The organism is Paenibacillus donghaensis (genome assembly GCF_002192415.1).
GTDB lineage: Bacteria > Bacillota > Bacilli > Paenibacillales > Paenibacillaceae > Paenibacillus_AQ > Paenibacillus_AQ donghaensis.
The window spans coordinates 3872241-3898468 of sequence record NZ_CP021780.1; the positions used below are offsets into that span (position 1 = coordinate 3872241).

Here is a 26228-nt window from a genome sequence, read left to right on the forward strand (position 1 = left end):
TGCAGCTTCCCCTAGTTATGGATTGGCAACAGGTACTTCTGGAGCTTCTGGAGCTTCTGGAGTTTCAGCAGACTCGGGAGTTTCGCTGCCGGAAGCAGATTCATCTTCAGGAACAACCGGCTCATCCTTATCAGTTGGCTGCTGACCCTCCAGCTCTTCAAGCGGCTTCTCGGAGGCTTCAGGCTGAATCAACGAGTCTTCCTCTGAAGAAATACCCGACGGCTGTGTCCCTCCGAACAGAGCGGTAATCTCGGAAGCGCTGAGCGCACGGCTGTAGATGTTGAAATCATCCACGGCTCCATTCAGATTCGGATCATCGAACTGGGATTTGCCGATATAATTCTGGCTGGTAGACCCCAGGCTGGAGGGCTTCAGGGTCATCCCTGTATTGACCGCTACTTGCACCCCGTCAACATAGAGCCGTCCAGTCGTGCCGGAAAGTGTCACAGCCACATGCTTCCATTGTCCTGTTGCCAGCGGTGAGGATGATGTAAGCTGCTGTTCACTGCCATTACCCTCACTCGTAATGGCAAACCTCATTCCCCCGCCTTCGCCGCTCTGTGGGGCCAGGAACATATAGCTGTCCGTTCCCGTTCCAAAATCAAAGATCCGGGACCAGTCGCTGTTGGCGGTAATCTTCACCCAGGCGGAAACCGTAAAATCGTTAAGCTGGCTGACTACACCGGACGGAAGAGAAGCATAAGCACTGGTACCGCTCAGATTCAGCGCATTGTTGGCTCCGGAGCGTCCGCTCCCCCAGGAAGTGGTCCCTGTCAGCGTTGCATGGTTGTTGCTGCCGGAAGAGTCAGACACTGTGACTCCGGAAGACTGATTCATGTTATATTTCACAATGATGCTGGGCGAGGGAATAACCGTGCCTTGCTGTACTTTGATTTCATAGCTCGCGGCTGTGCCAATGTTCAGACTGGCCGTTGCAGGTTGTCCACTGACCGCTGTGAAGCTTCCAGAAGCCGCATTGTTGACAGTTACGTTATACGTGCCGGGAGCCATTCCGCTGAAGGTCACCTTCGTCGAATGAGCTGTACCCGGTGTAGCATTGGTGAGTGTGAAGCTGGCACTGTTCTTCGCTTTGGCTACCGTTGCCGAGGTGTATCTGTCACGCCCCAGCTCCATGCCCCATTTCTCCGTAATCAGGTTCAGGCGCTGGAATACACCGTCCTTAGGAGTGACCACATAGCTGGTGCCATTGTCCGTAACTTCACAGCCATATCCATATACGCCGAAGATAGGGTCTACAGCCACATCTGAGCTAAGCAGTTTAATGGCTCCGAACAACCCTAAATCCGCTTCTCCAGACATGCCTCTCCAGCCATTGAACAGGGGACCGTTATCCAGACCCAGAGCTCCATTATTGCCCTTCATAGCCTGGTAGGTCCAGGACACCGCGCCGATATCAGCAGGGTCCGAGCTGATCTGTCCCGAATTGATGGCGCTCAGGTTCGCAAGCTTCGCAGCATAAGTCAGACGCTGCTCGTATTCCGGTGACGTGGAGTGGTTGCGCACCCAATCATCCATTGCCGTTCCGGCCAGTGAAGCCGTGTACTGGAACTGCCACCAAGGCTCCCCGTTGATGGTAACCGGGTCGGAGTGATAATACCAGACTGGCATTTTTCCCCGGACGGCCCGGGTCTTGGTGTTGATTTTGTTCTTGATGGTTGTATTGTTTTTCATCTTGGCGAGCATGTATACGGCTTCCTCACCGGTGTTGTCATAGTTGTATTCCGAGCCGTAAGGATAGGTTGTGTTGGCGAAATTATTGTATTTGGTGTTCATCTTGGCAATAATGTCATTCGCCTGAGTGGTGAAGCCTTCATCTTGCAGGGCTTTGATAATCTCTGGCGTGGTCACTTCGCCCATCAGGCCTGTGTTCCAGTTATAAGCCACCGGTCCGTCGTACAGTGCCTTCATGATATTGTAGGCCCGCAGCAGATAGGTTGAGCTAGGCTGGCTGTAGGTTACCAGACCGGGATAGAGCTTGGAAATCTTGTACATGCTGAAATACGTGTTGTAAATATGCGGGTAGGCATAGCCCCGGTAGGTCGGAGTTGTATTGGGTGGGGCCATAAGGAAATCGGGGACCAGATAATCGGTATGATGGTCAGCCATCAAATTGCCCCAAATCGCGGTTTCCAGATACTTGTCAACAGCCGTGACTTCTGTAGCTACCGGATTCTGCACATTTTTTTCGGCCAGGAACTGACCATGTGTATAGCCCCAGTCATCCCCCCAGCCCCAATAGCCGGCGAAATTATTGCGTTTGGAGTTGCTCTGCATCATCCAGTCATCGAACACCTTGTCACGGATATCCCCGGGTACATTCCATTGCTGTTTATCTACCATAAATGTGGCATGACGCTGAAGTGAGGCAGCTACGGGTTCAATCGCATAGAACTGGAGTACGGTCTTCTCGTTGTTGCCATAATTTACGGTGATGTTATTCGGACCCATGCGGTTCATTCTTAGAGAATAGAGGTTGTGATTCCCGGCTGAGCTTCCAAGCGAGGTAAGCGTCGTTTCACCAGGATATTGCGCGGTTACAGAAGTGATCGTTTTGGTGGTGCGCAGGTCGAATTTGGCCGTCTGGTCCGTGGGAACAATCATGCCCGGCACGACAGCCACATCTACCAATCCTTCAGCGTACAGCTTGTCCTGAATGGATTGTTCAGTGGGTGCCTTGAAGAACTTGAACGCATACGTCTTGCTTGCTCCCGGTGCCAGCGTCAGGCTGGTGCTGGGGAGATAACCTCTGCCCGTGCTTTTGATTACGTTAGAGTGAATGTAATAGACGGACAGTCCTTCCACCCAACCGCCCTGATCCCCCGCCCATTTGCTTCCGGGATGATCTTGAATACGCCAGTTGTCCATATATTCGAACCCGGCTCCAGTCGAAGCATCCGGCATCAGCAGCAGGGAAGGCCCAATCCCGCTTGGCCTCTGGGCGGTTACATAAGAGCTGTTATTCCCAATGAAGGATTGGGTAACCACACGCGTTTCGTAAATCTGTTCATCACTTCCGCCAGTCCAGAATTCATTGAACGGAAGCGGAAGCCCGAGGTCGCCAATCTCCAGCGTCTGATTGCTTGTGTTCGTCAGCTGGATATTCCAATGCAAGTAATCGCTTACAAGAGAATACGATTCATTTACCCGGAAATTGCGGATGCCCTCACTGTTGGCGGAATTCTGGTAGGTTATATTGACGGTATTGCCGGACTGGCTTTGGGTGCGGGCATCGGCGGATTTGCTTGTCCAGGCTTTAGTCCAGGCCCCATTGTTCAGGCGGTACGTAAACATTAATTCACCCAGCCATTGATGATCGCTCGTATTCTGGTTAGGGGCATTGCTGCTGTTCATGACATAATTCGTGGGGAAATTGTCGCCGGTCAGTTTCAGACTGGAAATATCACCATGGGTTCCGGTACTGATATTAAATGTGCTGTTTGACAAGGTGTAGGCGGACACTGGCTGAGCAAACCATAAGAAGCTTAAGGCAGTGGCTATAAACGCCGTGCTTAATAGGGTTCTTTTTTTGAAGAAAACTTGAATATTTCGCGACATGGATTAGCCTCCTTGTGAAACGATTATTCAGTATGATTTCTTCTCTCTAACTCTCTTAAACTCTTTGGCCAATGTGTGTATTCTCGCCCCTTTCCTTTGACTTGTCCCTATTTATATATCCTGCTGCCGCCTGAAAAGAGACAACCGGATAGGGATTGCTAAATATAGTACACAGTGATAGTTTTACTTTTTATTTCTTTAATACCATTTTTTGATAGTCTCTTTATTTCTAATCATACAGCTTTAATTATGAAAAAAAACAAACAATTTCAACTATATTTTTAATTATTTCAACCTGCTTATTAAAGGAATCATTATAGTTACCACCGTTCCCCGACCCACTTCTGATTGAATCTGAATTTTTGCTTGTTCTCCATACATCAGATTCAGCCGCTTCTTGACATTCCTGATCCCAATCCCCCCGCTATCCCGGATGATCAGGTCATTGATCTGCTCCTTGGTCATTCCTTTTCCATTGTCACAGACGGCAAAATGCAGCTCTTCTCCGCATCTTTGGCCGGATATGATGATCCGACCGTCCTTTTCGAGCGTCTGCATATTATGAATGATTGCGTTCTCAACAATAGGCTGAAGAAAAAGCTTGGGCACAACCGCCGATGAAGGCAAATCTCCCAACTGGTATTCCACCTCAAAAATCCCGGCATAACGTTTCTCCATAATATGTGTGTAACTCTTCAACCAGTTCAGGTCCTTCTCCAGCAGAACATCCTCCTGCCCATTGTTCACCGTATACTGCAGCATGGTAGACAAGCTTACAATCATCTGGCTGATCTCCGCTTCCTCCCGGTCCAGAGCCATCCAATTGATGATATTCAGTGTGTTATAGAGAAAATGGGGATTTAGTTGAAGATTAAGCGCCAGCATCTCCGCTTCTTTCTCACGCCGTGTGCTCTTATAGTTCTCTTCAATTAATTCCGCTATCTTCTCGTTCATCTGGTTGTATTTCTTGATCAGAATGCGAAACTCCAACTGTGACGGGTCCTGAATTTGGGTGGTGAAATCCCCGGCTCCCGTTTGCTGAATGGCCGCCATCATCTTTTTGATAGGTTGGGTCAGTCGATCTGAAATAAAATAGGAGATGGCGATCGAAAGAATGATCAGTACCAGGGTAACGAACAAGTCGGTATAGCTTACCGTGGGCAAATTACGCAGCAGCTGACGATAGGGCACGACGTATACAGTTACCCACCCTGTGATGCCGGAAGCAGCATAACCAATCAGCACATCTTCTTCTCCCTCCCGGACCAGTGAGGTGCCGGAGACAGTCTTGAATTGTTTGTACCACCCGTTCTCATCGGTCATGCCAAGACGTGAACTGTCCGGATGAGTTACAATCTGCCCCTCGCTTGACACCACGTAGAAATATGACCCTTGAATAGTGGGTGTCTGCACCATATTCTGCCGGTAATACTCTTCATTGAAATTAATCAGCAGGACAGGCCGCTCCACTTCCGCAGGCCAGCTGCGGCTCACTCCGTCAATAATGGGAGAAATGTTGAGCAGACGTCCAGTGGAGAATACCATCCTGAATTTGGCGTCCATTCCGCTCAATTCCGGCTGTCCGAATATTCGGGTCAAATCGTAAGTCGGGAACCATTGCAGACTACCATCCGCCACGGCAATCTTGTCGTAAATATAAGAATTCACGAAACCACGCGGCGCTACAGAAACAAACGGGGATGTGCTGGTGTAAGTTGTGCCTCCCCCGCTGAAGCTGTAGTAACTGGTAACAAGCTGGACTGTATAGAAATCCTGCTCGTTTCTGAAATATTTGTCCAGAATAGCGGAAGCCTGCCGGTCCATTTGCAGCAGCTCCATGTCAGTCTGCGGTTTCTCCCGATCAAACAGACGGAACAAATCCGGATCTGAAATGAGGTCGATGGTTCTGGACTCGATCGTATTCAACAGCAAATCGCTGATCTCGGTTTTCTTTTTCACGATCTCCAGTATGCTGTCTTCGGCGTTGCTGACAATAATGTCTGAGCTGGTCTTATAATGAATGATGGCGTTAGTGATGGAAGGGATGGAAATCAGCAGCACAAAGCAGAGGATCAGCTTGGTTCTTAACTTCATGGTTTTCCACATATTCTCGAACATTCCATGTCTTAATCGGGTTCTGAGCATGCTTCCTCCAAACGGTTCCCGAGCCCGGGCTGCCGGTCATTTAGTTTAAATTTCAGTCAGGCTGCGTATCAGGGAACGATATTCCTCCGGTGTGAGCGCTGTTTCTTTTTTGAACACCCGATTGAAATACTTCACATCATGATACCCTAGCTGTTCAGCGATCCGGTACACCTTCGCATTCGAATGCGTCAGCAGTTCTTTGGCCTTGTTCAGCCGGAGTCCGGTTACATATTGATTGAACGTCACGTTCACCCGGCTCTTAAATAACTGGCAGAAATAACTGGGGTTGAAATGAAACCTGGCGGCGACTGTTTCCTGCGACAAGTCTTCCATGTAATGATTGTCTATATAAGTGAGGCACTGTGTCATCACCTTGTCCTTGGGGTCCCGCTTCGCTTCCGCCACAGTTCGGGCAATATCCTCCAGAAGATCTGTGGAAGAGGCTATCAATTCCTGATACCCGCCAATCCCGTCCTTAAGACCGGAAGCGCGCCGGAGCAGCGCTGCTTGCGTATTCGCCCGCAAGATCTCCAGATCATAAATCACTTGAAACAGAAGCTGCGTTACTTCCCTTATCAGCACTTCGGGCAGCGGCGGCGCCTCTTCTCCAAGCATGCGGCAGATCACCTTCTCTACAGTGACTTCCAAGCTATGGTGGCCGTCCCAGCCAGCGACTGCCTCCCCCAGCAGTCCCGCCAGCCTGGAGTCGGAAATGAGCACCCGGCTGATATCCAGCCGGCATTCCTTGGCCAAATAGACTGTGGATTCACCTGCCTGTGCATAGAAGCCGCACATCGCAGCAATCCGGGCTTCGTCGTAAGCTTCAGTTACATTGCCATTTAAAGGGTCTGTATAATCGCTGATGCCCACGTTCATCTCCAGCCGAACAAGCGCCTGAGTCAAATCCGAATCCAGCGGCAATTGGCTTGCCACAATCAGCAGGTGCGGCTCCCGGCGGCAAGCAAATCCGGTGCGCAGGCCATAAGGCTGCAGCAGCGCCATCACAGATTCCGGTGTCCTGACCTCTTTCGTGCAGATAACCAGCAGGCAGCCACTGCCGCGGAAGCCGAGAATCCGGATTAATTCTTCGTGATCTTCCGCTGCAGCAAGCGTACCTTCAATCCACTCATTCAGGAGCCGGTGTTGAAATGCCGGCTCTGCGGCATCCAGCCTGACTGCAAGCCGCTCATATTCCTGCAGCGCGTTGAACTCCTGTTCCAGGCTTTTCTCCATTCTCTCCAGCACCGAGATGAATTTGCCTGTATCCAGCGGCTTCAGCATATATTCAAACGATCCCAGACTCATCGCTTGCTGCGCATACTCGAAATGATTGTATCCGCTCAGATAAATTACCCGGCGCGGAGTTTGCGAAGGGGGAAGCTGCTCCAGAAAGTGCAGGCCATCCATCAATGGCATCCTAATATCAGAAATGATAATCTGGAAGCTGTGAATGCTGCATTGATCAAGCGCCTCCCGGCCATTTCTCGCTGTGCAGATTCCATATTCCGGACGCAGCCGGTGCAGCATATTGGACAGTCCGGTCAGATGCCCCGGCTCATCATCCACCAGCAAAATATCGTACATGATGCTCCCCCTTTACCTTCAGCCTTTGATACCCGTCATCGCAATCCCTTCAATAAAATGGCGCTGGGCAATCAGAAAAACCAGCAGGGACGGAATCACAATAACCGCCGTCGCAGCCATCATCAGATTCCACTGGGCCGAATAAGAGCCTTGAAACAGGGTCAGCCCCTGCATTAACGTATAGTTTCTCTCGGAAGTAATAAAAGCAAGCGGACCCAGATAATCATTCCAGCTCGCCAGAAAGGTCAGCAAACCAATTACAATCATCGCCTGTTTGGCAAGCGGCACAATAATCTGCCCGTAAATCCGAAGATGTCCGGCTCCATCCACCTTGGCCGCTTCATCCAGCTCACGCGGGATGCCAAGGAAGAATTGCCGCAGCAGAAAGATATTGAACACGCCTCCGCCAAACCAGGCAGGGGCTACCAGCGGAACGAAGGTATCCGTCAAACCCAGCGCGTTCCAGAATACATATTGCGGAATCATCACGACAAAGAAGGGAATCATCAGTCCGGTCAGAATAATTCCGAAGATCTTGTCCCGGCCCTTCCACTCCATACGTGAGAAGCTGTAAGCGCACAGGGAGCTGGAGAGCAGCACCCCTAGGATCGACAACGTCGTGATAAGCAGACTGTTCGCAAAGAAACGCCCAAACGGGTAAGCATCCAAGGCCATTCGGAAATTATCCCAATGGAGAATTTCGGGAATAATCCTGGGCGGAATCTGATACAGTGCTCCGATATCAATCAGCGAAGTGCGGACCATCCATACAATTGGAAACAGGCAGAACAGGCTGCCCAGCACAAGCAGCAGGTAAACCAGTGATTTGGTTATCCATAAGTTTCGTCTCACCTCTGCTCCCCCTTGCCTTCGTAATAAACCAGCGATTTGGAGAAAAAGAAGATCATGGCCGTAAACAGGGCGATCACCAGGAACAGCAGCACGGCGATCGCACTGGCGCTGCCCATTCGGGAGGACTTGAAGCCTTCATTAAAGAGATAAAGCACGTAGAACAGGCTTCGATTGTTTGGCCCGCCCTGAGTCATCACCGAAGGCTGGACAAAGACCTGAAATCCGTTGATAAACGCAATCACCGTATTGAAAAAGATGATGGAGGAACTCATAGGAATCGTGATATAAATCAGCTTATGGAACCCGCTCCCACCGTCTATCTCGATGGCTTCATATAAGTGACGCGGGATTCCCTGAAGCCCGGCCAGAAAGATAACAATCGTGTTGCCGAGCGTCCAGAAGCTGAACAGAATCAAAGTCGGTACTACTGAGGTTGTATCTCCCAGCCACTGTGAAGTGGGCAAATGAAGCAGCTCCAGCAGATAGTTGACAATCCCGAAGTCCGGCTGCAGCAGCCACATCCAGACCATGGAAGAGGCCGCCAGCGGAATAATAACAGGCAGATAGAATATTCCGCGGAAAAAAGATCTGCCGACAATCTTCTGGTTAAGCAGTAATGCCGCAAAAAAAGACAGGATGATCCCCAGCGGCACGCTGACAAAAACATAATAAAACGTTGCTCGGACAGCCGGATAGAAAAACGGATCCGCGCCTGAAAAAAGATTCTTGTAATTAGCGATGCCAAGCCATTCCGGCACCGTACCCACGCTATAGCTGGTGAAGCTGAGATAAATGCTGGCCGCAATCGGAACAAGCACGAGCAGCAGATATCCCGCCAGCACAGGTGAAGCAAACAGCAGCCCGTAGCACAGTTCCTTGGCAGCACGTTGTCTGCTGCCGGATCGCCTGACGGTTTCACGGCTATTGGCCAGATCCGTTGTTACATTCATGGCAGTCGTCTCCCAATCGAATAGAGTTGGCCGTTATCAAGGCGTTACATCGTATCGTCCTTTGATTTCCGGTTGAACCTTGGCTTCAATTTCCTTCATCGCCTCCAGCGCGGTTTTGCGGCCGAGCCACACCTCATCCATGCCAGAGAACGTAATGGCATTGACTTTGGAGAAGTTCTTAATGTAATAGGAGCCATTGGGGACCCCGTTGTTCAGCAGATTGTTCATCATCGCATCCTTGAACCCGGAGGGGTGTGCCGGATTATTCTCGGCCCAACGTGCGACAAGTTCGGGATCGGTATACCACTTGGTCATCGTAGGCATCCACAATCCGCCTTTGTACAGATCAATGGCACCTTCCGGATTCTCCAGGAATTTCGTCAGCAGCCAGGCTTCTTCCTGATGTTTGCTTGATTTATAGATGACAGAGGCTCCGCTGATGCCCATGGGAACGCTGCGTTTCATTTTGGGCAGCACACCGATGTCATAATTGACCTTGGCTGCACCGAGATCCAGATTAATCCACTGGCCATGCATCGACATGGCGGCCAGCTTCGACTGCAACGCAACCGCTTGGGAGGGGATGGATTTCATTTGCACCGGTGAAGGTGCCACATGATACACATTAATCAAATCCGCCAGCCGCTGGATGGCTTCCGCCGCTTCCGGTTGGCTGAATCCGAACTTGCCGTCTTTCGTCACCCATTCGCCTTCGTTATTGATCACTGTCGCATGTATGGGTCCATGCCAGGTCTCAAAGGAGACACCGAACTGTTTGATATTTTGCGGGTCAAATCCGGGATCAGCGGCATTTTTTCCATTTTTGTCAAGAGTCAGCTTCTGGGCCACCTTAATGAATTCATCCCAGCTCCAGGCGGATTCCGGCTTGGCCGGAGGATAATCCACGCTTGCTGCATCAAACAAATCCTTGTTGTAGAACAAACCAAACGTTTCACCAGCCGTGCTGATGCCGTAAGCAAAATCCTCTGAGGACTTGAACCAGATATAGTCCAGGAAATCGCTGCGTTTCAGTTCATCGTCTTTATCCAGCAGCTCGAACATATTTACAAATTTGCCGTCTTTTTGCCACGGGTCGGCCAGCTCACCATGCATATACCCAAGATCCGGTGCTTCGTTGCCGGCTACCATTGCCGTGATTTTGGCATCATAATCCGCTTCTGGAATATGAATAGCCTCCACTTTAATATCAGGGTATTTAACCGTAAAAGCCTGGGTGGCCTTCTCAATCGCCGCTTTCTCCTGCGGGCTGCCCCAGAATGTGAATTTCAGCTTAACGGACTCTGCCGATTTGCCGCCACTTCCCTGGTCAGCCACTTTTCCCCCTGTGTTGCCCTCTGTGCTGCCGCCATTGTTAGAACAGCCCGATAGTACACCAACCAGCAGCACCGCTGCGAGCAGCAGCCTTAACGTCTTGCCCCGTTCTTTTGTTTTACGGTTCATATTAACCCTCCCATTGCTATAGTGTGATTTGGTTCTGTTCTCATCATAGAGAATGCGCTTTCAATTTGAAATTACAATATTTTTGTAATGGTGGATTATTTTTATATCTAATATAGCGTTTCAGAAGTTCTTACCCGGCATACTCCTGATCTGTAAAGCCGGGTATAGTGTAACGTTGGAAGCTTCAATAAGGAAGGACGACACTGGGGCAGGGCAGGGCAACGCAGGGCAGAGCAACGCAGGGCAGCTCAGCACCGCCAGCTTCAAGCTCAGCGGGCATATCTAATCACCTACTGCCAAAATGCCTGCAATTCTACAGTTATTTTCGTGTAAATCGGCCTTCGGGGACCCAATGCCTGCAAAAGTACAGGAATTCGACCCTCCAGCGCTGGTTCACAGACTCAACTGCCGGAAAACCTGCACTATTGCAGGAATTCAGCAAACAAGGAGAACTAGAGAGGAAATTCCTGTACATTTGCAGGAATTCCCTCTCCGGGTGAGCATACTGACTCTTCGTTTATAAGCGTTGGTCTGGGAATCGGGGGAACGGGGAAGGGACTTTTACTTTCTTATATTTGCCAAAAGACAAGTATCCACACAGGAGACTTGTCTTTTGGTTCGGAGCATTCCGCCTTAGCCGCAGTTCGAATATTCGTTGTTATATGCACTTATCTCTTAGCTTCTTCTTCAATCCAGACCGACATTTCTCCCACCCCGCGGTTGGCCCAAGCGAAGTAAGGAATGAATTTAAGTTCAGCTTGCTCACTGGCAAGTGCGGCATCACTGCTGTACAATCCTTCGACCCAAGCAGCAGCGGACTTCAGCCGTTTGCCGGAAACTGTAATCATTGGGATTCCATGAAGAACACCTTCCGCCTCTGTCAGGATAAATTCGCTCTCCTCAGGCAAGCGCAGCTGATACAGTCTTGCACTATTATCCGCCTCCTCCAGGCAGTACACGAAGGGTCCCCGCTGCAGCGCAACCTTGGAGAAGGTTTGGCGGATCAGCGGATGCCCCTTCATTCGTTTGACCGGCATGTCAAAGCACAACTCCACCGTATCACCCGGCTGCCACATGCGCGTCAGCCGGATATAACCGTCACTATCCCCAGAAGAGAGCTGACGGTGTTTGCCGTCTACGGTAAGCCGGGCGGTGTCGCACCATCCCGGCATACGCAGCGCCAACGTGAATTCTGCAGATTGCTCCGGTGTAACTTCAAAGCGCACCCGGCCTTCCGAGACATAATCGGAATGCTGCTCAATCACTACCCCCATGCCGGCCACCACAGTTTCCACACGCCCACCGATGTAGAGCTCGGCGTAGAGGGTGTCTGCCTCTGCCGAATACATATAATCACCAAGCGAGGCCAGTAGACGGGCGACATTCGGCGGGCAGCAGGCACAGCTGAACCATCCTTGCCGTTCCGCTTTGACATGATTATAATTTTTGTTCTTGCCGAGCACCTCAGGATAGACCTCCAGCGGATTGACATAGAAGAAACGAGTTCCATCTAAGGACATACCGCTGATTACGGTGTTGTAGAGCGCCCGCTCCATCACGTCGGCGTATTCGCTATTCCGGTGAAGCTGCAGCATCCGGCGGGCAAAAAAGATCAGCCCGACAGAGGCGCAGGTCTCGGCATAGGCCAAATCTGCCGGCAAATCATAATCTGCCGTGAAAGATTCTCCCTGCTCCATGGACCCAATCCCGCCTGTAATATACATCCGTTTGTTTACGATGTTATCCCATAGCTTCCGGCACGCGGCCAGCATTCCGGCATCCTTCGTTTCGGCGGCGATATCAGCCATAGCTGTGCACATGTAGACCAGACGGACCGCATGCCCTTCCGCTGAAGTCTGCTCTCTTACCGGCAGATGTGATTGACTATATTCATGATCGTGAACCATAGACAGCTGTGGAAAATGCAGTGTACGTCCACGTTTCTCCCATTCCTGCTCAAAAAAATGCGGCTGTTGGCCCCGTTGCTCCAAGAAGTATCTGCTCAGCTCTAGATACTTCTCATTACCAGTCGCGTGATACAGCTTGACCAGTGCCAATTCGATTTCCTGATGCCCATCATATCCATGTAATTTGCCGGGTTCAGTTCCGAATACAAGGTCTATATAATCCGCAAACCGGCAGACCGCATCCAGCAGCTTTCTTTTGCCCGTAGCCCGGTAATAGGCTGTTGCCGCTTCAATCATATGACCTGCGCAGTATAGCTCATGGCATTCTGCAAGATCACTCCATTCCTTGCCCGGCTCCTTAAGCATGAAATAGGTGTTCATGTAGCCGTCTTCCCGCTGTGCCTGGACGACAAGATCAATCACATCATCAGCGATGCCCTCCAGCTCTGGATCCCCTTTTGTTTCGAGCAGATAAGCTACCGCTTCCAGCCATTTGGCCACATCGCTGTCTTGAAAGACCATCCCATAGAACTCGCCTTCCTCCCGTCCGGCGGCAATCTTGAAATTTCGGATCGCATGACTCGGCTCTGCCCCTTCCACGAGGTCATTGATCGCTTTCCACTGGTACGGAACCATCACCTCGCGCACCAGACGGATATATTCAGACCAGAAAGGATCGCGGATTTGAATATGGCCAGCTCTTGTACTGTCTGTTTTTGTCATAGGAAACTCTCCTCTCTTCTCTATGGCAGGATCTCATCCTGCCGGTACAGCTTATCCTTTGACTCCGCCAACAGTTAAGCCCTCCATAAAGTAGCGCTGGAAGAACAAAAACACGAGCAGAATCGGCAGAATAGCCAATACAGCTCCGGCGATCAGCGCTTCATAATTGTTCCCCAGCGGCGAGACAAACGAAGCCAGCCCAATGGGCAAGGTAAACTGCTCTGTCGTGCGGAGCACAATCAGCGGCCACAAGAAATTATTCCAGCTGTTCATGGCTTGCAGAATGGTAATCGCTCCGAAGGCAGGAGCCATTAGCGGCACCATGATCTTGAAGAATATTCCGTATTCCGAGCACCCGTCCATTCTGCCTGCATCCATGAAGTCTCTCGGCAGGCCGAGTGCAAACTGACGAAAGAAGAAGATGGGCAGCGGCGCGACGATAAACGGGAGAATCACGCCCCAGATCGTATTGATCAGCTTCAGAGAAATCATTAATTTATAGAGTGGCAGCAGAATAATTTCTACTGGAATCATCATCACCACAAGCACCAGAGTAAAGATCAGATTTCGCCCCTTGAAGCGGTACATCCCAAGACCGTATCCCACCATAGACGAGAAGAGCAGACTCAGCAGCGTGAACAGCGCCGAAATGACGAGACTGTTCTTGTACCAGCCAAAATAGTTTCCGGCCGCCCCTTCTCCTGAGAAAATGCTCTTGTAATTGTTCAGGCTCATCATATCGAAATCCACCCGCACATTCAGGCCGTACCGGAACAATTCGGTGGCCGGTTTAAGCGAAGCCATGAACAGCGCATACAATGGAAAGAGCATCAGCGCGGCAAGGATCACAAACATCACCAGCAACAACAGGGAAGAAGGGGTGAACTTGAATTTCGGTTTAGGCTGCATCCGTTTAGTCCTCCCTTTTGAACATGCCGCTCAGCGTCAATTGCAGCACACTTACGAGCAGAGTGATCCCGAGCAAAGTAATGCCGATGGCTGAGCCGAAGCCGAGATTGAAATATTGGAAGCCCTGCTGGTAGATGTATCCAACGATGGTCAGCCCGATATTTTGCGGGGAAGGTTTCCCTGCCCACAACATATAACTCTCCGTAAACATGGCGTAACCGCCATAGATCGTGATCGTCACGACATAGATCGTGATCGGCTTCAGCAGCGGAACCGTGATTCTCATAAATCTCCGCATCGTGCCTGCCCCGTCCATCTCGGCAGCCTCATACAGCTCCCTGGGAATGCTCTGCAGTGCGGACAGGAAATACAAAATATTGATCCCAATCCAGCGCCAGCCGGCCAGCACCAGAAGTGCGAACATCCCAAGACTTGAGCTGTACAGCCAGCGCTGGCTGGGAATGCCGAACAGATGCAGGATGGTATTCATTAATGCCCCGTCCAACTCGCCGAAGATCAGCCGAAAAACCACACCTGCCACCACCACCGAAGTCAGCGCAGGGATGAACAAAGCCGATCTGAAAAAATTGCTGAACATCATTGTCTTGGCATTCAGGAATACGGCCAGCACCATGGGGACGGGAATCAGAAGGAACAGCGTCAAGAGGGTATAACGGCTGCTGTTGTAGAGTGCCGCCCCAAAATCCTCATTCCACAGGCCACGGTAATGATCTAGTCCAACAAACGAAACCTCCCCCGGCAGCACTTCCTGAAAGCTCATCACTCCGGCATTGACCAGGGGATAGGCAAAGAAAACGGCAAAGGACAGGAGAAATGGCAGGACAAATACATAAGGTGCTATTTTTTGCGAATTTCCCAGCCGGTACCCTCTTTTGGCGTTATGCCTAAGCTCTCTTTCTATCTGCATAATCCATGCCTCCACTTAAGTTCATATGAAACAGCATTGCTGCGTCTCCACAATCAGCCGAAATTCCTGGCAGACCGGAGACCGTGAGGGAGAATCTCTCTCCTTCACGGCCGTCCTTTCTGAATCTGCCGCCTGATTATTTCAGGCTGGCTTGCACATCTTTCAGTACCTTTGCCGGTTCCTTCATGTCAATGAAGATTTCCGGTATCGCTTTGTTCCGGATGGCATCGAACACTTCCGGCGATTTCTCTCGGATATGGACCGGAGCAATTTCATCTTTAATGCTAATGAGGGTGTCAAAAATATCCGTGCCGAAATAGTCGGTGAATTTATTGGATTCCTTCATCGCCGGATCACTCCACACATCCGTACGGATCGGGTCAAACCCAAGCTGCTTCCAGATCTGCAGATTGCCTTCCTTGGATAACTTGGCATAAGCCAGGAATTCCTTAATATCTTCCGGATTCTTTGCCTGGTTCGTTATGGAGGTGGCGGTTCCACCCATACCTGCTGAACGGTTGCCGCCTTCTTCCCAGGCTGGCATCGGCCGGATAATCACCTTTCCCTTAAGATCGGGGATATGATCCGTGAAGCGATTCATAAACCAGAATGGCATAAAGACGGAGGCCGCACTTCCTGAATCCATATACCCGAAGTATTCCTCCGTATCATGGCCTGCGCCAGGGGCGACAGCCGCCACACCTTCTTTGACCAGCTTCTGGAAGAACTCCATCGTCTTCACGTTGACTGGCGTATCTACAGTAACCTTGCCATCAGTATCCACCTGGTCGGACCCCTGCTGGCTGATCGCCGGCCACCAGGACCAGTTGCCGTTGCCTTCAAATGTAATCATCGGCTTGCCGGTTTTCTCAAGCATCTGCTTGCCTGCCGTTTCGAAGTCAGCCCATGTCTTGATGTCATCCGGATTAATGCCCGCCTGATCAAGCATCTCCTTGTTGTAGTACATGACGGTTGCGCCTACATGGTAGTCAATGCCGTAATACGTGTTGTCCTTGCTGTAGATCTCCACTCTGGACTTCACGATATTGCCTAGTTCCGGCTCCAGCATATCGTTCAGCGATACTAGCTGCGGTGTTCCCTTCATGAAATTCGGGAATTTGCTCTGTTCAATATCGACCAGATCCGGCGCTCCCACGCCTGACTGCAAGGCAACCAGCAGCTTGGTGTGCATGTCATCATAAGGAATGGTAGTCGCTTCAAGCTCAATCGCCTTGTCCGGATGGCTTTCGTTCCAGCTGGCCGCCATGCTCTCATAGAACTTTTGATGGGCATCGACGAAGGTCCAGAACACCACCTTTTGTGCTTCGCCTCCGGCAGGTTCTGTTTCTCCACCCTCAGCCTTAGTACCGCCGTTTGATGCCGGCGGATTGGACGGGGATGTCTCTGTATTCCCGTTCCCACCGCACCCGCTGAGCCCCATGACCAGAATCAACAATAAAGCCGTCGTGCACAAAAATGCTTTTTTCATTCAGTTACCTCCTTGAATGATATATATACTCAGCCCTGTTAAGGGGATAAGCCGGTCTTAAGCTTTTCACCTGATCAACATTTTAGTAAGCGCTTTATTTATAATAATACATGTTGTATCATGGAAAAAAACGCGGAATTCCAACCTTATTTTTAATCAGTTCAACCTACTTGGAGGAATTAAAATGAACTCACCCATTCTCCATTTCATTTCGCCGCCCATTCCCTATTTTGTAGACTGTGGGCACGCCACCTATGCTGCCGGCGATTACCACATCAACCGCAACTGCATCGGTGTGTTTGATCTGATCGTCGTGCTGAAAGGAACCCTTCCTATCGGTGAAGACGGCAGAAACTGGAATCTGCAGGAAGGAGAGATCCTGATTCTCCATCCCGACGGGCATCATTACGGCTCTGCTCCCTGCACCGAGGATACCAAGATCATCTGGATTCATTTCCAGACGTTTGGCAGTTGGAAGGAATGTACGGATATGGATGAATGCCTGGACAATCAGACCCAGCTGATCGAAAGCCATAAGCAGAAGGCCTATCTGAACCATGCCGATGTTTGCTCCATTTTTATCCCTAAGCATATGAAGATTACCGCCAAGGCAAAGGAAGTGCTGGAGCTGTTTTTTGAACAGGAGCATGAACCCCAGTCCCTGCGCAACTGGAAACGCCAAGCCTCCTTTCAGCTCTTACTGCAGCATCTCGACCGCGATCTGGCCTTCCCTTCCGATGCAACCGCCATTCAGCTTGCAGAGAGGGTAGAGTTGTTTATCCGCTGCAATTATACCCGTGATATTACCAACTCCATCCTGCAAAAGGAGCTGAATTATCATCCGAATTATCTGGCCAAAAGCATGCTTAAGGTCTATGGAATGACGCCGATGGCTTATTTGCAGAACTACCGTCTGGAGCAGTCCAAACGCCTGCTGCTGCAGACTGCCTGGTCTGTGGCCCGCATCGCCGAGGAGGTCGGATTTCATCACGTCTCCCATTATTCCTCCCGTTTCTCCAAGAAGGAGGGTCTCTCACCATCAGGCTTCCGCAGCAAATTCATCCGGGAACGCTAGACATACCGCAATCGTCAGCAGAACAAAGAAACAGCAGAGGAACAGGCCTCAATCCTTGGCCTATCCTTCTGCTGTTTCTGCTGTTAATGAATGAATTTAAGTGAGCATAAGTTGTAGATTATTTCAGACGGTAGAGCTGTACTCCATGTGCAGGTACCAGAGCCGTGATCTTCCGATGCTGTATCGTTGCCGACTGGTGGCTCCACAATTCCAAAGCTTCTGCCGCTTCACCCACTCCAAGCTCTTCTAAATCTAGAGATAACTCACAAGGAACATCGCCAACATTAAATAAGGCCGCATACTGGACGCCCTCTTCCCCCACTGCGCTCCATACGATGCTTTGGTCCTCCCGGCTAATCTGTCTCGCCCCGGAGCTGTTGCGGTGCATATGTAGCACTTCACGGTTGGTCAGCAGCGATAAGGTCCATTCATCGTTATCCCTCAGTTCTCCGCCAAACATAAGTGGTGAGCGGAAAATAGACCACAATGTCATCATGGTGAGTTGCTCATCGGGTGTAAACCGGGTATACCGGTCGGTCCCTCCGCCGTCTACAGAATGGATACCAATATGCCCAAGCGGGAGCATATCACAATCCGGCCAGCAGCCTGGCCCCGGTCTTCCCTCCCATTTGGAGCAGCGGTCGAACATATCCAGAAGCAGCGGCCACAGATCCCAGAAATCATCAGTAACACGCCACATATTAGCATTCTCTTCGAAAAAATCAGCATATTCCACCGGAGCAGGCCCCGGAGAAAGGCTTAATATCATAGGCCGCCCGCAGCGGTCGATGGCTTCCCGGATCATGCGGATTTCGTCCCGGTGGGTATCATACAGCCTGGAGGCTGCGATATCATCAACTTTGATGAAATCAACACCCCATTCTGCGTACAGCTCGAATAATGAATCGTAATAGGCCTGCGCTCCATCCTTGGAGGCATCTACCCCATACATGTCCGTATTCCACGGACAAATGGAATTGGTATGGGCGATATCCCGGGCTGTGCTATCGCTGCCCTTGATCGGCGTATTATTATGCACAACCTGACGCGGAATGCCGCGCATGATATGGATACCGAACTTCAAGCCGAGACTGTGAACGTATTCGGCAAGCGGTGCGAAACCTTGGCCGCCAGCGGCTGAAGGGAATCTGTTAACCGCAGGGATCAAGCGGGAGAAGACATCCATTTCCAAGGGCACAAACGGCCGGTATTGGGAGGAGTAGGCCTGAGGCTCGTACCACTGAATATCGACAACTACATATTCCCACCCGTAAGCTTTAAGGTGCTCTGCCATATAATCGGCATTGCCCCGAATTTCCGTTTCTGTAACCGCCGCTCCATAACAATCCCAGCTGTTCCAGCCGAGTGGTGGATAGGGCGCAACATTTCTATGGCTCATTGTCATTCTCCTTATCATTAAGTAGTAATAAGTTGCTTACCTTCACTTAATGATAATCCGAATAATGACTTGAATCTATAGTGATTTAAAGCGACGGATAGCACAAAATTGCGCCTAGGGTTTTATTTATGGGATGGACTGGCTCCTTAGTCGAAAAATAGACGCTGGTACAGCAGGTTATCCTGACCACTGCGGAATTCTCCGGGAGTGAGTCCGGTAAGGTTGCGAAAAGCTTTTATAAAGTAGCTGCCGCTCGAATAACCAACCTGACCGGCAATCGCCTGTATGCTGGAGTCGGTATGGCGGAGTAGCTCCATTGCTTTTTCTGTTCTGACACGGTTCAAATAGCTGTTGGGTGTCATTCCCGTAATCTCGGCAAATCGCCGAATCAGATGATATTTGGATAATGACACCTGCTCTGACAGCTGCTCCATACTGATCATGCTGGCATAATATTGCTCAATATATTCGGAAGCCTGCCTCACGTTTGTTGGCCATTCCGCTCTGTTGCGAAGATTGGAAGTAGGGAACCGGCACAACTCGGTGACAAACTGATAGACATAGGATGAGGACAACAAGGGGTCGGTGATCCGACCAGCAAAGGCTTCGGCAAATATGAAATACAGCAGACGGATAGGCAGACTTCTACTGGACAATTGCGGGGTTTCGCCACATTCTTTAATGAAGAGCTTCCAGTGCTGGAGCACTAACGCGGGCCGGAATAACAGGAAATAGAACTCCCAGGGCTGACTGGCAGCCGCGGAATAATAGTATCTATGGTTTCCAGGAATTTCAGCCAAAAAAGCCTGCTCCGGTCCGATTTGATGCCTGTGGTTCCCGAGTTCAAAAGTTCCTTCACCCGCCACCGTATATTGGAACAACAGCAAAGGCCCGTCATTCCGCAAATTTCCGTCCCAGATATAGGAAGGGGTGTCCACCATCTCATGCCCGACTGCGAATAAACCGCACAATGGAAGTTCCTGATCTTCGGAGAACCGGAACCCAAATGTACCGAATTTGGAATTCATCGCCGCCCCCCTCTCTTTTTTAACGATTATAGCATGATACGTAACCTTTCTCTTTCTAAGACGTATGAACTACAACACTTGGAACAACTACGCTATCCCAGAGGAGTGAAGCCTATGAAGAGATATGGATTAAGTCTGCTGCTGCTTGTGTTGCTGATCGTACCGGGCTGCGGGATTGCTGAGAAGGTGGGAGACAGCGTCAGCTTTGCTACCGATACGGCGTCGTATATGCAGGCGTTGACGGATTTCGGGCAAGAGATGGACACCCTGGCCAGCAATGCGTTGACTGACGTGCAGACCAGAGAAGAATTGACGGCCAAGTTAACTGCACTTAAGGAGCAAATCGTTTCTTACGCCAATTTGGAAGTGCCGGAATATGCCGCGAATCTGCACCAGTCCATCGTCGGATATAACGAGACACTCCAGCAGGGCATCGATCAGGCCCTTACTAATGTGGAGCAAGGTAAAGCGGCTTTTGAATCGACCGGAATTCCGGATACGTTGAACAAACTGAACGAACTATTGAATCAGATTGCACAGCTAAGTCCGCAGTAACATTGTTTGCATTACCAACAATCGCCCACAGGAGCTCAAGCATCCTGTGGGCGATTGTTAATGATTATTCCAATTTAGCTGAAAGAATTGTTACTACTTAGGACCCCAGCCATATCCCCAAGTGGGTTTGCGCCTTCGGAGTAGTACAACAGAGGTGGCGCTCACCAGAACACCCAACCTTCGTCCAACTAGCGGTAGAATTTCCCTATCATTCCTCACTGCACCTAAGTAGCAACCAAGAATTTCACTATTCCTCTCCAAGCTCCGCGATCCGCTGCTGGATGCGCGGAAACAGCCCCATGGCATTCTGGTAAAACACCTTCTCGTGATGCTGCTCCGGTACCAGCCGGCGAACGAATTCTGCATACAGGTCGATTGGCGCAAGCGGCCAGTCGGTTCCGAACAGCATTTTCTCGTAATGATCGGAATACACCAGTGCCCGGCGGAAATGGTCCATGAACAGCGGTTCATTCATGAACCGTTCAAAATGAGGCCGGTCACCAACAACGAGACCGGACAAGTCGGCATATACATTCGGGTTCTTGGCCACCACTTCGGCTGCGTCCATCACCCAGGGATCACCCAGATGACAGATCATGAAGTTCACTCCGCGCTGCTGGTAGGCCAATTCATCTACGGTGAGCGGATGCGAATACTTGAGCAAGCCGTTCATCGAGTAGGTATCGCCGGTATGAATCACCACAGGCATGCTGTACTTGGCAGCCAGCTCATAGACCGGTGTGTAGATTGTGTCATGGACGTAATGATGGTAGTACCCGGCATACAGTTTGATTCCCGCCACCTCGGGAGCCTGCAAGCGCGCTTCGATCCGGTCAAGCTCCTTCTGGGCTTGCTTCCCGGTGAGCAGATTGGGATTGATGCCCACGCATTCCATCAGGAACGACGGAACACTGTCTTCCAGGTCAAGGCCCATCGGATTGGGGGAATGGGAATCGGGAAAAGCACCCTTGGTCTGCTCCGTGACGCCCATTCCAATGCCAAGAATAACGTCGTTCTTGTCAAACTCCGCCTTAAGGCCTGCGGCAGTGTAATCAACTTTGGACAGATCCGTCGCTGTTTGATGGAAGCTCTCGATATCTGACAGATGGATATGAATATCAATGATCGGCATGTAAGGTCTCCTTCTCTTCAGCAGGACTGGCAAAAGTCAGCTTAAGAAAACTTCGGACATCCTCTGAGTTCACAGCGATTCGTCCCAAGATCAGAAATGTCGGCTGTGTCCAGACGGTTTCCCCATTCCGAAGTGAGAGCTGGTGCCCTACACCGTGACTAAATACCTTGTTGTTTACATAGGCCGATGAGCTCTGATTAGGATAACTATTCACCACATGCAGCATGTCCTTACGGGAAAGCGCGCCGATTCGTAACAGTCCCTTGGAGTCAAGCTGGGCTTCCAGCTTCCCAAGAAGGAATTGTCCTTCCCCTGGGATTTCCACCACTCCTTCAGAGAAGACAGGCGAAGGTCGAAAGAAATTGTCATCGTTTAGTGAAAAATGCGACAGCATCACGCCACTCCCGTTGGTCACCGAATGCAGTACACAGAGAACAGGGACACCAGGCAGCATAAGGTAATGCTGGTTGATCGTGATTCCTCGATTCGCTTCGTGCTTCTTGATGTGAGTGGTCATGCAGATTCCCTTCCAGACGTTGCCGTGCTCATCCTTCCGTTCCGCCCAAACCGCTTCTCTCGGCTCCTGCTGCCGACTGAAGCCACTTATACCAGGGATACTTACGCCGAGTCCGCCATACCAGGGATTCCACCAGGAACGGGGGACCGGTTCCGGATACGAGCTGTCCAGCCATTCTTCGCCCTGGTACTTCAGGGAATGCACTACACTGCCGAATCCGGGGGCAGCGGCTATGGAGAGAACTCCGTTGTTCACCGTATACACGGGACCAGCCCCACCTTCCTGTATCTCACAAGTGACGCTTGCTTCGGCCTTGGGGAACCACAGAGCCGACCGCTCCTGAATCCGATCCTCACCGCGATAGACGGCACGGACCTTCCAACCGGATTCGACGTCCCCCTGGCTATTCTCTTCCTCAGGAGAGAACTCCACCTGAGCGGAATGCAGGTCCTGCTCTCGGTCTAACTCCATGTCGGCGACCTTCCGCTCCGGCTCCCCGCCATGTTGCACATACAGTTCGAGGCTCCCGGCGAGCGGAACCATCTTTCGTTCGATTAGCTCCGCGCTCAGCGACCCCGCCACGAACGGATTGCCGCCGCCAAGCGCCAGTTCGAGATGATTGTCCAGCACCGGAACAACCGGAGTCGGCAATTTCCGGGCGAAGGAGCGGAAATCCGACCACTTGGCGAAGGTGTTCAGAGCAAATACGGTTGGCATCGTCTTCACTACGGCTCCGGGAGCGATTCGGCCAAGATCATGCTCCAGTCCGAGCGGATATTCCGAGCGAAGCAGCTTCAAGGAAGGGTCCCAGCAGATCCCGCAAGCGAAGTTCTCTTCCTTGCAGAACAGCCAGTTCTCAGTGATCTGGGCGCTGTCCCAATGATCCGGATCGCCGGAGTAAGCCTCGCCCATATCGACATAACGGCCCTGGTACGGCAGGATGAGCCGGTTGCCGAAGAAACCGAAGTTCGTCAGCAGATACACGTTCTCTTCCAGCTCTTTGCTGCTGAGGTTGCAGATTTCGTAATGAAATTCGGCGATACCGCTTGCGAACAGCTTGGTCACCAGCTTCAGCTGCAGGCCGGGGTAGTTCTCCGATTCGTAGAGAGCTTCCAGAATCTGACTCTCCCCTTCCGGATAGATCTTCACTTCTGTGGCCTGCTTCTTGGAGAATTCTTCTGCGAACGGCTTACCCAGCTTGGGATAGTTCCACCAGAAGCTGTGGTGGGAGCCTGGATACTCGATCCAGAGGTTATTATCCAGCCTGTTAAGGTGAAGGGAAACTGCACCATTCACGGCGACCCATTGATCCCCGTTCTCCCCTCCATAACGGCCTTGCGTTCCCTTCATCAGAACGGACAGCTTGCTTGTGAAGGAAACTGCCTTCTTGTCAGCCGAAACAGCCGTAACTACAATCTCGCGCGAGTAGAGTCCGTAGGACCGCAAGGTGAAGGGTATCGGTACTGATGCTTTGCCCTTAGCCGAAACCGTGAAGCGTACCGAACGTTCGGCCCATTCCACAAATTCATCTTCCGGCAGGTCCAAAGAGAACTCCGCCTCCGAGTCGAAATTGTTCTCCACATTCAGATACAGCTCGGACGGAATGCCCGGATGCAGTTCTCTGGTTGGCAGCACCATCTTCATCTGAACCGGGAATTTCGGAGCGATGCCCATACGGAACTCGGCCCTCTTGCCACCGATGACCCATGTACTCATGACAACGGGATGGGTCTTCTTGTTGTTCTGCTCCTCCAGGATCGGGTCTAACTCGAATTCACCCTCCACAATTACAGTTTCTCCCGGAGCGATCGTTCGCGCGGCATCCAGAGCAAACCGGATACTCTTATCGTTCTGACCCTTGATCTCTATCGAAAGTTCGGTTGCCGAGCGGTTCTCAATACGGTAGCGAACCCTATAGGCGGAACCGAACACAAGATCATGGTTCTCGATCTCTGTGGAGATCGCATATTCCGGCGTGTCGAGAGCAGTCAGCCCGCGACCAGTCTTCTCAAATTCCGCCCGCAAGGCAAGCTCTCCCTTATGCCAGGTGTAATCCAGGAAATCGAAGCCGCGCTCATGGCGGCCATCCGGCTCAATGACGAGTTCACGAGTGCTGTCTGCATACCAATCGAGCTCCTCGAAATAAGGGGCTAGCGCTTCGGTTTGTAATATCGTTGGAATGAAGTTCATCAGGTGGACAGAATCATCATTTCTCTCCCAGAAGAACCCACATTTCTTGTACATCGGTACAGCCTTGGTGTTGCCCGCCCAGGTGAACAGATCAAGTCGCGGCCAACCCGCTTCAACTGTCTTGCGGACGGCGTTCAATATCAGATTGCGGCCGACCTTACAGCCATGATAATCGGGTCGCACATTCAGCAGCGGTACATACAAGGCCCCTTCGTCATGTTGGTAGTGGGCGAAGCTGCAGAAGCCGACAACCTCCTTGCCATCGACAGCAAGAAACGCATGAAGACTAGACGAGATCTCCATTTGTCGGCGCACGCTGTCCTCTGTTCTCTGGTTGGTGCCGCCACCCCAACTTTCGTTGCTGCGATTCCACATGTCAGCGAGCGCTCCAGCATAAGAAGGATCATATTCAATAATACGGATTTGTTCAGTTGAGGTATTTGTTGTCATACTCTTATCCCCTTATCTTCATCTATTAGTGCAGCTCTTACAAATATTGCCTAGAGTCATAGTCTTATCATACTATACTATGGATGTGTTTCAGTAATCTACGAATCAGGCACTTTTTTTATCCTTAACCAAGGTGGTGCTTGCAATACCTTTAATTTAATATGTCAAAATTATTGTATTGACACGATAAAATATTTAAAGTTATGATAGCCTTCAATGAGAATGATAATCATTAATTATTTGGGGGATATTTTGAGATGATGAATCGGAAGTTTCTGGCTCCATTACTTACAGGGATCATGGCTGTCGGCCTGCTGGCAGGCTGCGGCGCAAACAATGCAAAAGATGCCAGCTCTACGAATTCGGGAGAGAGCCAGCCGACCGCGACTGCACAGGCTGCTGAGCAGGAAGTGAATGTATATTCCGCCCGCAGTTATGACGTAGACGCTCTTCTGTATGAGAAATTCACTACGGAAACCGGAATTAAAGTAAACGTAATTGACGGCAAGGCCGAGGAATTGATTGAACGTCTGAAGCGTGAAGGAGAAAGCACACCGGCAGATTTGTTCCTTACCGTTGACGGAGGCGTATTGAACAACGCCAAGCAGGCTGGTTTACTCCAGCCTGCAGCTTCCGAAATCATTGACCACAACGTGCCGAAGGAACTCCGCGATCCTGACAATCAATGGATAGGTCTTTCCACACGCGCCCGTGTCATCGTCTATTCCAAGGATCGCGTAAAACCGGAGCAGTTGTCCACCTATGAGGACCTGACTAGCCCGGCTTGGAAAGGCAAAGTGCTGGTCAGACCCTCTTCAAGCTTGTACAACCAGTCTTTGCTGTCTTCCTTCATTGAACTGAACGGTGAAGCGAAGGCTGAGGAATGGTCTAAAGGTCTGGTCGCCAACCTGGCTCGCACTCCAGAAGGAAACGATCGTGACCAGGCCAAGGCTATCGCCGCCGGCGTAGGTGATCTTGCAATTATGAACACTTACTATGTAGGCCTGATGCTGAATTCGGATGATCCCGAAGAAGTGAAAGTCGGTCAAAGCATCGGTATATTTTTCCCAAACCAGGACACAACAGGAACTCATGTAAACATCAGCGGCGTTGGCTTAATTAAGAACAGCAAAAATACGAAAAATGCTGTGAAGCTGATCGAATTCCTGACCGGTGCCGAAGCTCAGACCATGATTACCAATGAGAACTACGAGTTCCCGGTAAATGCTGAGGCAGAACTGCCTGAACTGCTCAAATCGTGGGGAACCTTCAAAGCGCAGCAAATCGACTTTAACAAACTGGGCGTTTACAATGCCAAAGCTATTGAAATCATGAACAAAACAGGCTGGAAATAATAT

General features: G+C 50.8%; 17 protein-coding genes. 3 read left to right on the top strand and 14 right to left on the bottom strand.

Annotated features, from left to right (window positions below; genetic code table 11):
- Positions 1-15 precede the first annotated feature (15 nt).
- The 10 genes from B9T62_RS17390 to B9T62_RS17435 all read right to left on the bottom strand — a co-directional run bounded on the left by B9T62_RS17390 (position 16) and on the right by B9T62_RS17435 (position 16524).
- Positions 16-3576: a DUF5695 domain-containing protein gene (locus tag B9T62_RS17390; RefSeq protein ID WP_087916425.1), complete on the bottom strand. Its 3561-nt coding sequence runs from the start codon at positions 3574-3576 to the stop codon at positions 16-18.
- A gap of 285 nt (positions 3577-3861) precedes the next feature.
- Entirely contained in the window at positions 3862-5721 is a 1860-nt protein-coding gene (locus B9T62_RS17395) for a sensor histidine kinase (protein WP_087916426.1), read from the bottom strand.
- A 45-nt stretch (positions 5722-5766) separates the two neighbouring features.
- Positions 5767-7305: a response regulator transcription factor gene (locus B9T62_RS17400; RefSeq protein WP_087916427.1), complete on the bottom strand. Its 1539-nt coding sequence runs from the start codon at positions 7303-7305 to the stop codon at positions 5767-5769.
- Between the two features lie 18 nt (positions 7306-7323).
- Positions 7324-8157 carry a carbohydrate ABC transporter permease gene (locus B9T62_RS17405; protein ID WP_169834401.1) on the bottom strand — a complete coding sequence of 278 codons (834 nt, stop codon included), beginning with the start codon at positions 8155-8157 and terminating at the stop codon, positions 7324-7326.
- Positions 8154-9107: a carbohydrate ABC transporter permease gene (locus B9T62_RS17410; protein WP_087916428.1), complete on the bottom strand. Its 954-nt coding sequence runs from the start codon at positions 9105-9107 to the stop codon at positions 8154-8156. The genes B9T62_RS17405 and B9T62_RS17410 overlap by 4 nt, the downstream gene beginning before the upstream one ends.
- Positions 9108-9143: 36 nt before the next feature.
- Positions 9144-10568, bottom strand: coding sequence for an ABC transporter substrate-binding protein (locus tag B9T62_RS17415; protein ID WP_087916429.1), 1425 nt, complete (start codon positions 10566-10568; stop codon positions 9144-9146).
- Positions 10569-11236: 668 nt separating this feature from the next.
- Positions 11237-13198 carry a glycoside hydrolase family 127 protein gene (locus tag B9T62_RS17420; protein ID WP_087916430.1) on the bottom strand — a complete coding sequence of 654 codons (1962 nt, stop codon included), beginning with the start codon at positions 13196-13198 and terminating at the stop codon, positions 11237-11239.
- A gap of 51 nt (positions 13199-13249) precedes the next feature.
- Entirely contained in the window at positions 13250-14107 is an 858-nt protein-coding gene (locus B9T62_RS17425) for a carbohydrate ABC transporter permease (protein WP_087916431.1), read from the bottom strand.
- 4 nt (positions 14108-14111) lie between these two features.
- The gene (locus tag B9T62_RS17430) at positions 14112-15035 is read right to left on the bottom strand and encodes a carbohydrate ABC transporter permease (protein WP_087916432.1); all 924 of its coding nucleotides are present in this window, start codon (positions 15033-15035) and stop codon (positions 14112-14114) included.
- A gap of 136 nt (positions 15036-15171) precedes the next feature.
- Complete coding sequence (locus tag B9T62_RS17435) at positions 15172-16524, bottom strand: ABC transporter substrate-binding protein (protein ID WP_087916433.1); 1353 nt, start codon at positions 16522-16524, stop codon at positions 15172-15174.
- Between the two features lie 184 nt (positions 16525-16708).
- Here B9T62_RS17435 and B9T62_RS17440 point away from each other — a divergent pair, with 184 nt between their 5' ends.
- On the top strand, positions 16709-17599 hold the full coding sequence (locus B9T62_RS17440) for a helix-turn-helix transcriptional regulator (protein ID WP_087916434.1): 891 nt from the start codon (positions 16709-16711) through the stop codon (positions 17597-17599).
- A 118-nt stretch (positions 17600-17717) separates the two neighbouring features.
- Here the strand turns inward: B9T62_RS17440 and B9T62_RS17445 are convergent, their stop codons facing one another.
- Positions 17718-18998: a glycoside hydrolase family 27 protein gene (locus B9T62_RS17445; protein WP_087916435.1), complete on the bottom strand. Its 1281-nt coding sequence runs from the start codon at positions 18996-18998 to the stop codon at positions 17718-17720.
- Positions 18999-19144: 146 nt separating this feature from the next.
- Complete coding sequence (locus tag B9T62_RS17450) at positions 19145-20026, bottom strand: helix-turn-helix transcriptional regulator (protein ID WP_087916436.1); 882 nt, start codon at positions 20024-20026, stop codon at positions 19145-19147.
- A 114-nt stretch (positions 20027-20140) separates the two neighbouring features.
- Between B9T62_RS17450 and B9T62_RS17455 the strand changes: the two genes are divergently transcribed.
- Positions 20141-20581: a DUF6376 family protein gene (locus B9T62_RS17455; protein WP_087916437.1), complete on the top strand. Its 441-nt coding sequence runs from the start codon at positions 20141-20143 to the stop codon at positions 20579-20581.
- A 247-nt stretch (positions 20582-20828) separates the two neighbouring features.
- On the opposite strand, the gene B9T62_RS17460 is transcribed toward B9T62_RS17455, so the two are convergent.
- Positions 20829-21713 (bottom strand): amidohydrolase family protein, encoded by an 885-nt coding sequence (locus B9T62_RS17460; RefSeq protein ID WP_087916438.1) that lies wholly within the window; start codon positions 21711-21713, stop codon positions 20829-20831.
- Positions 21700-24870 carry a GNAT family N-acetyltransferase gene (locus B9T62_RS17465; RefSeq protein WP_087916439.1) on the bottom strand — a complete coding sequence of 1057 codons (3171 nt, stop codon included), beginning with the start codon at positions 24868-24870 and terminating at the stop codon, positions 21700-21702. The genes B9T62_RS17460 and B9T62_RS17465 overlap by 14 nt, the downstream gene beginning before the upstream one ends.
- A gap of 257 nt (positions 24871-25127) precedes the next feature.
- Between B9T62_RS17465 and B9T62_RS17470 the strand changes: the two genes are divergently transcribed.
- A complete protein-coding gene (locus B9T62_RS17470) occupies positions 25128-26225 on the top strand; it encodes a Fe(3+) ABC transporter substrate-binding protein (protein ID WP_087916440.1) in 1098 nt (365 codons plus the stop codon).
- Positions 26226-26228: the final 3 nt, after the last annotated feature.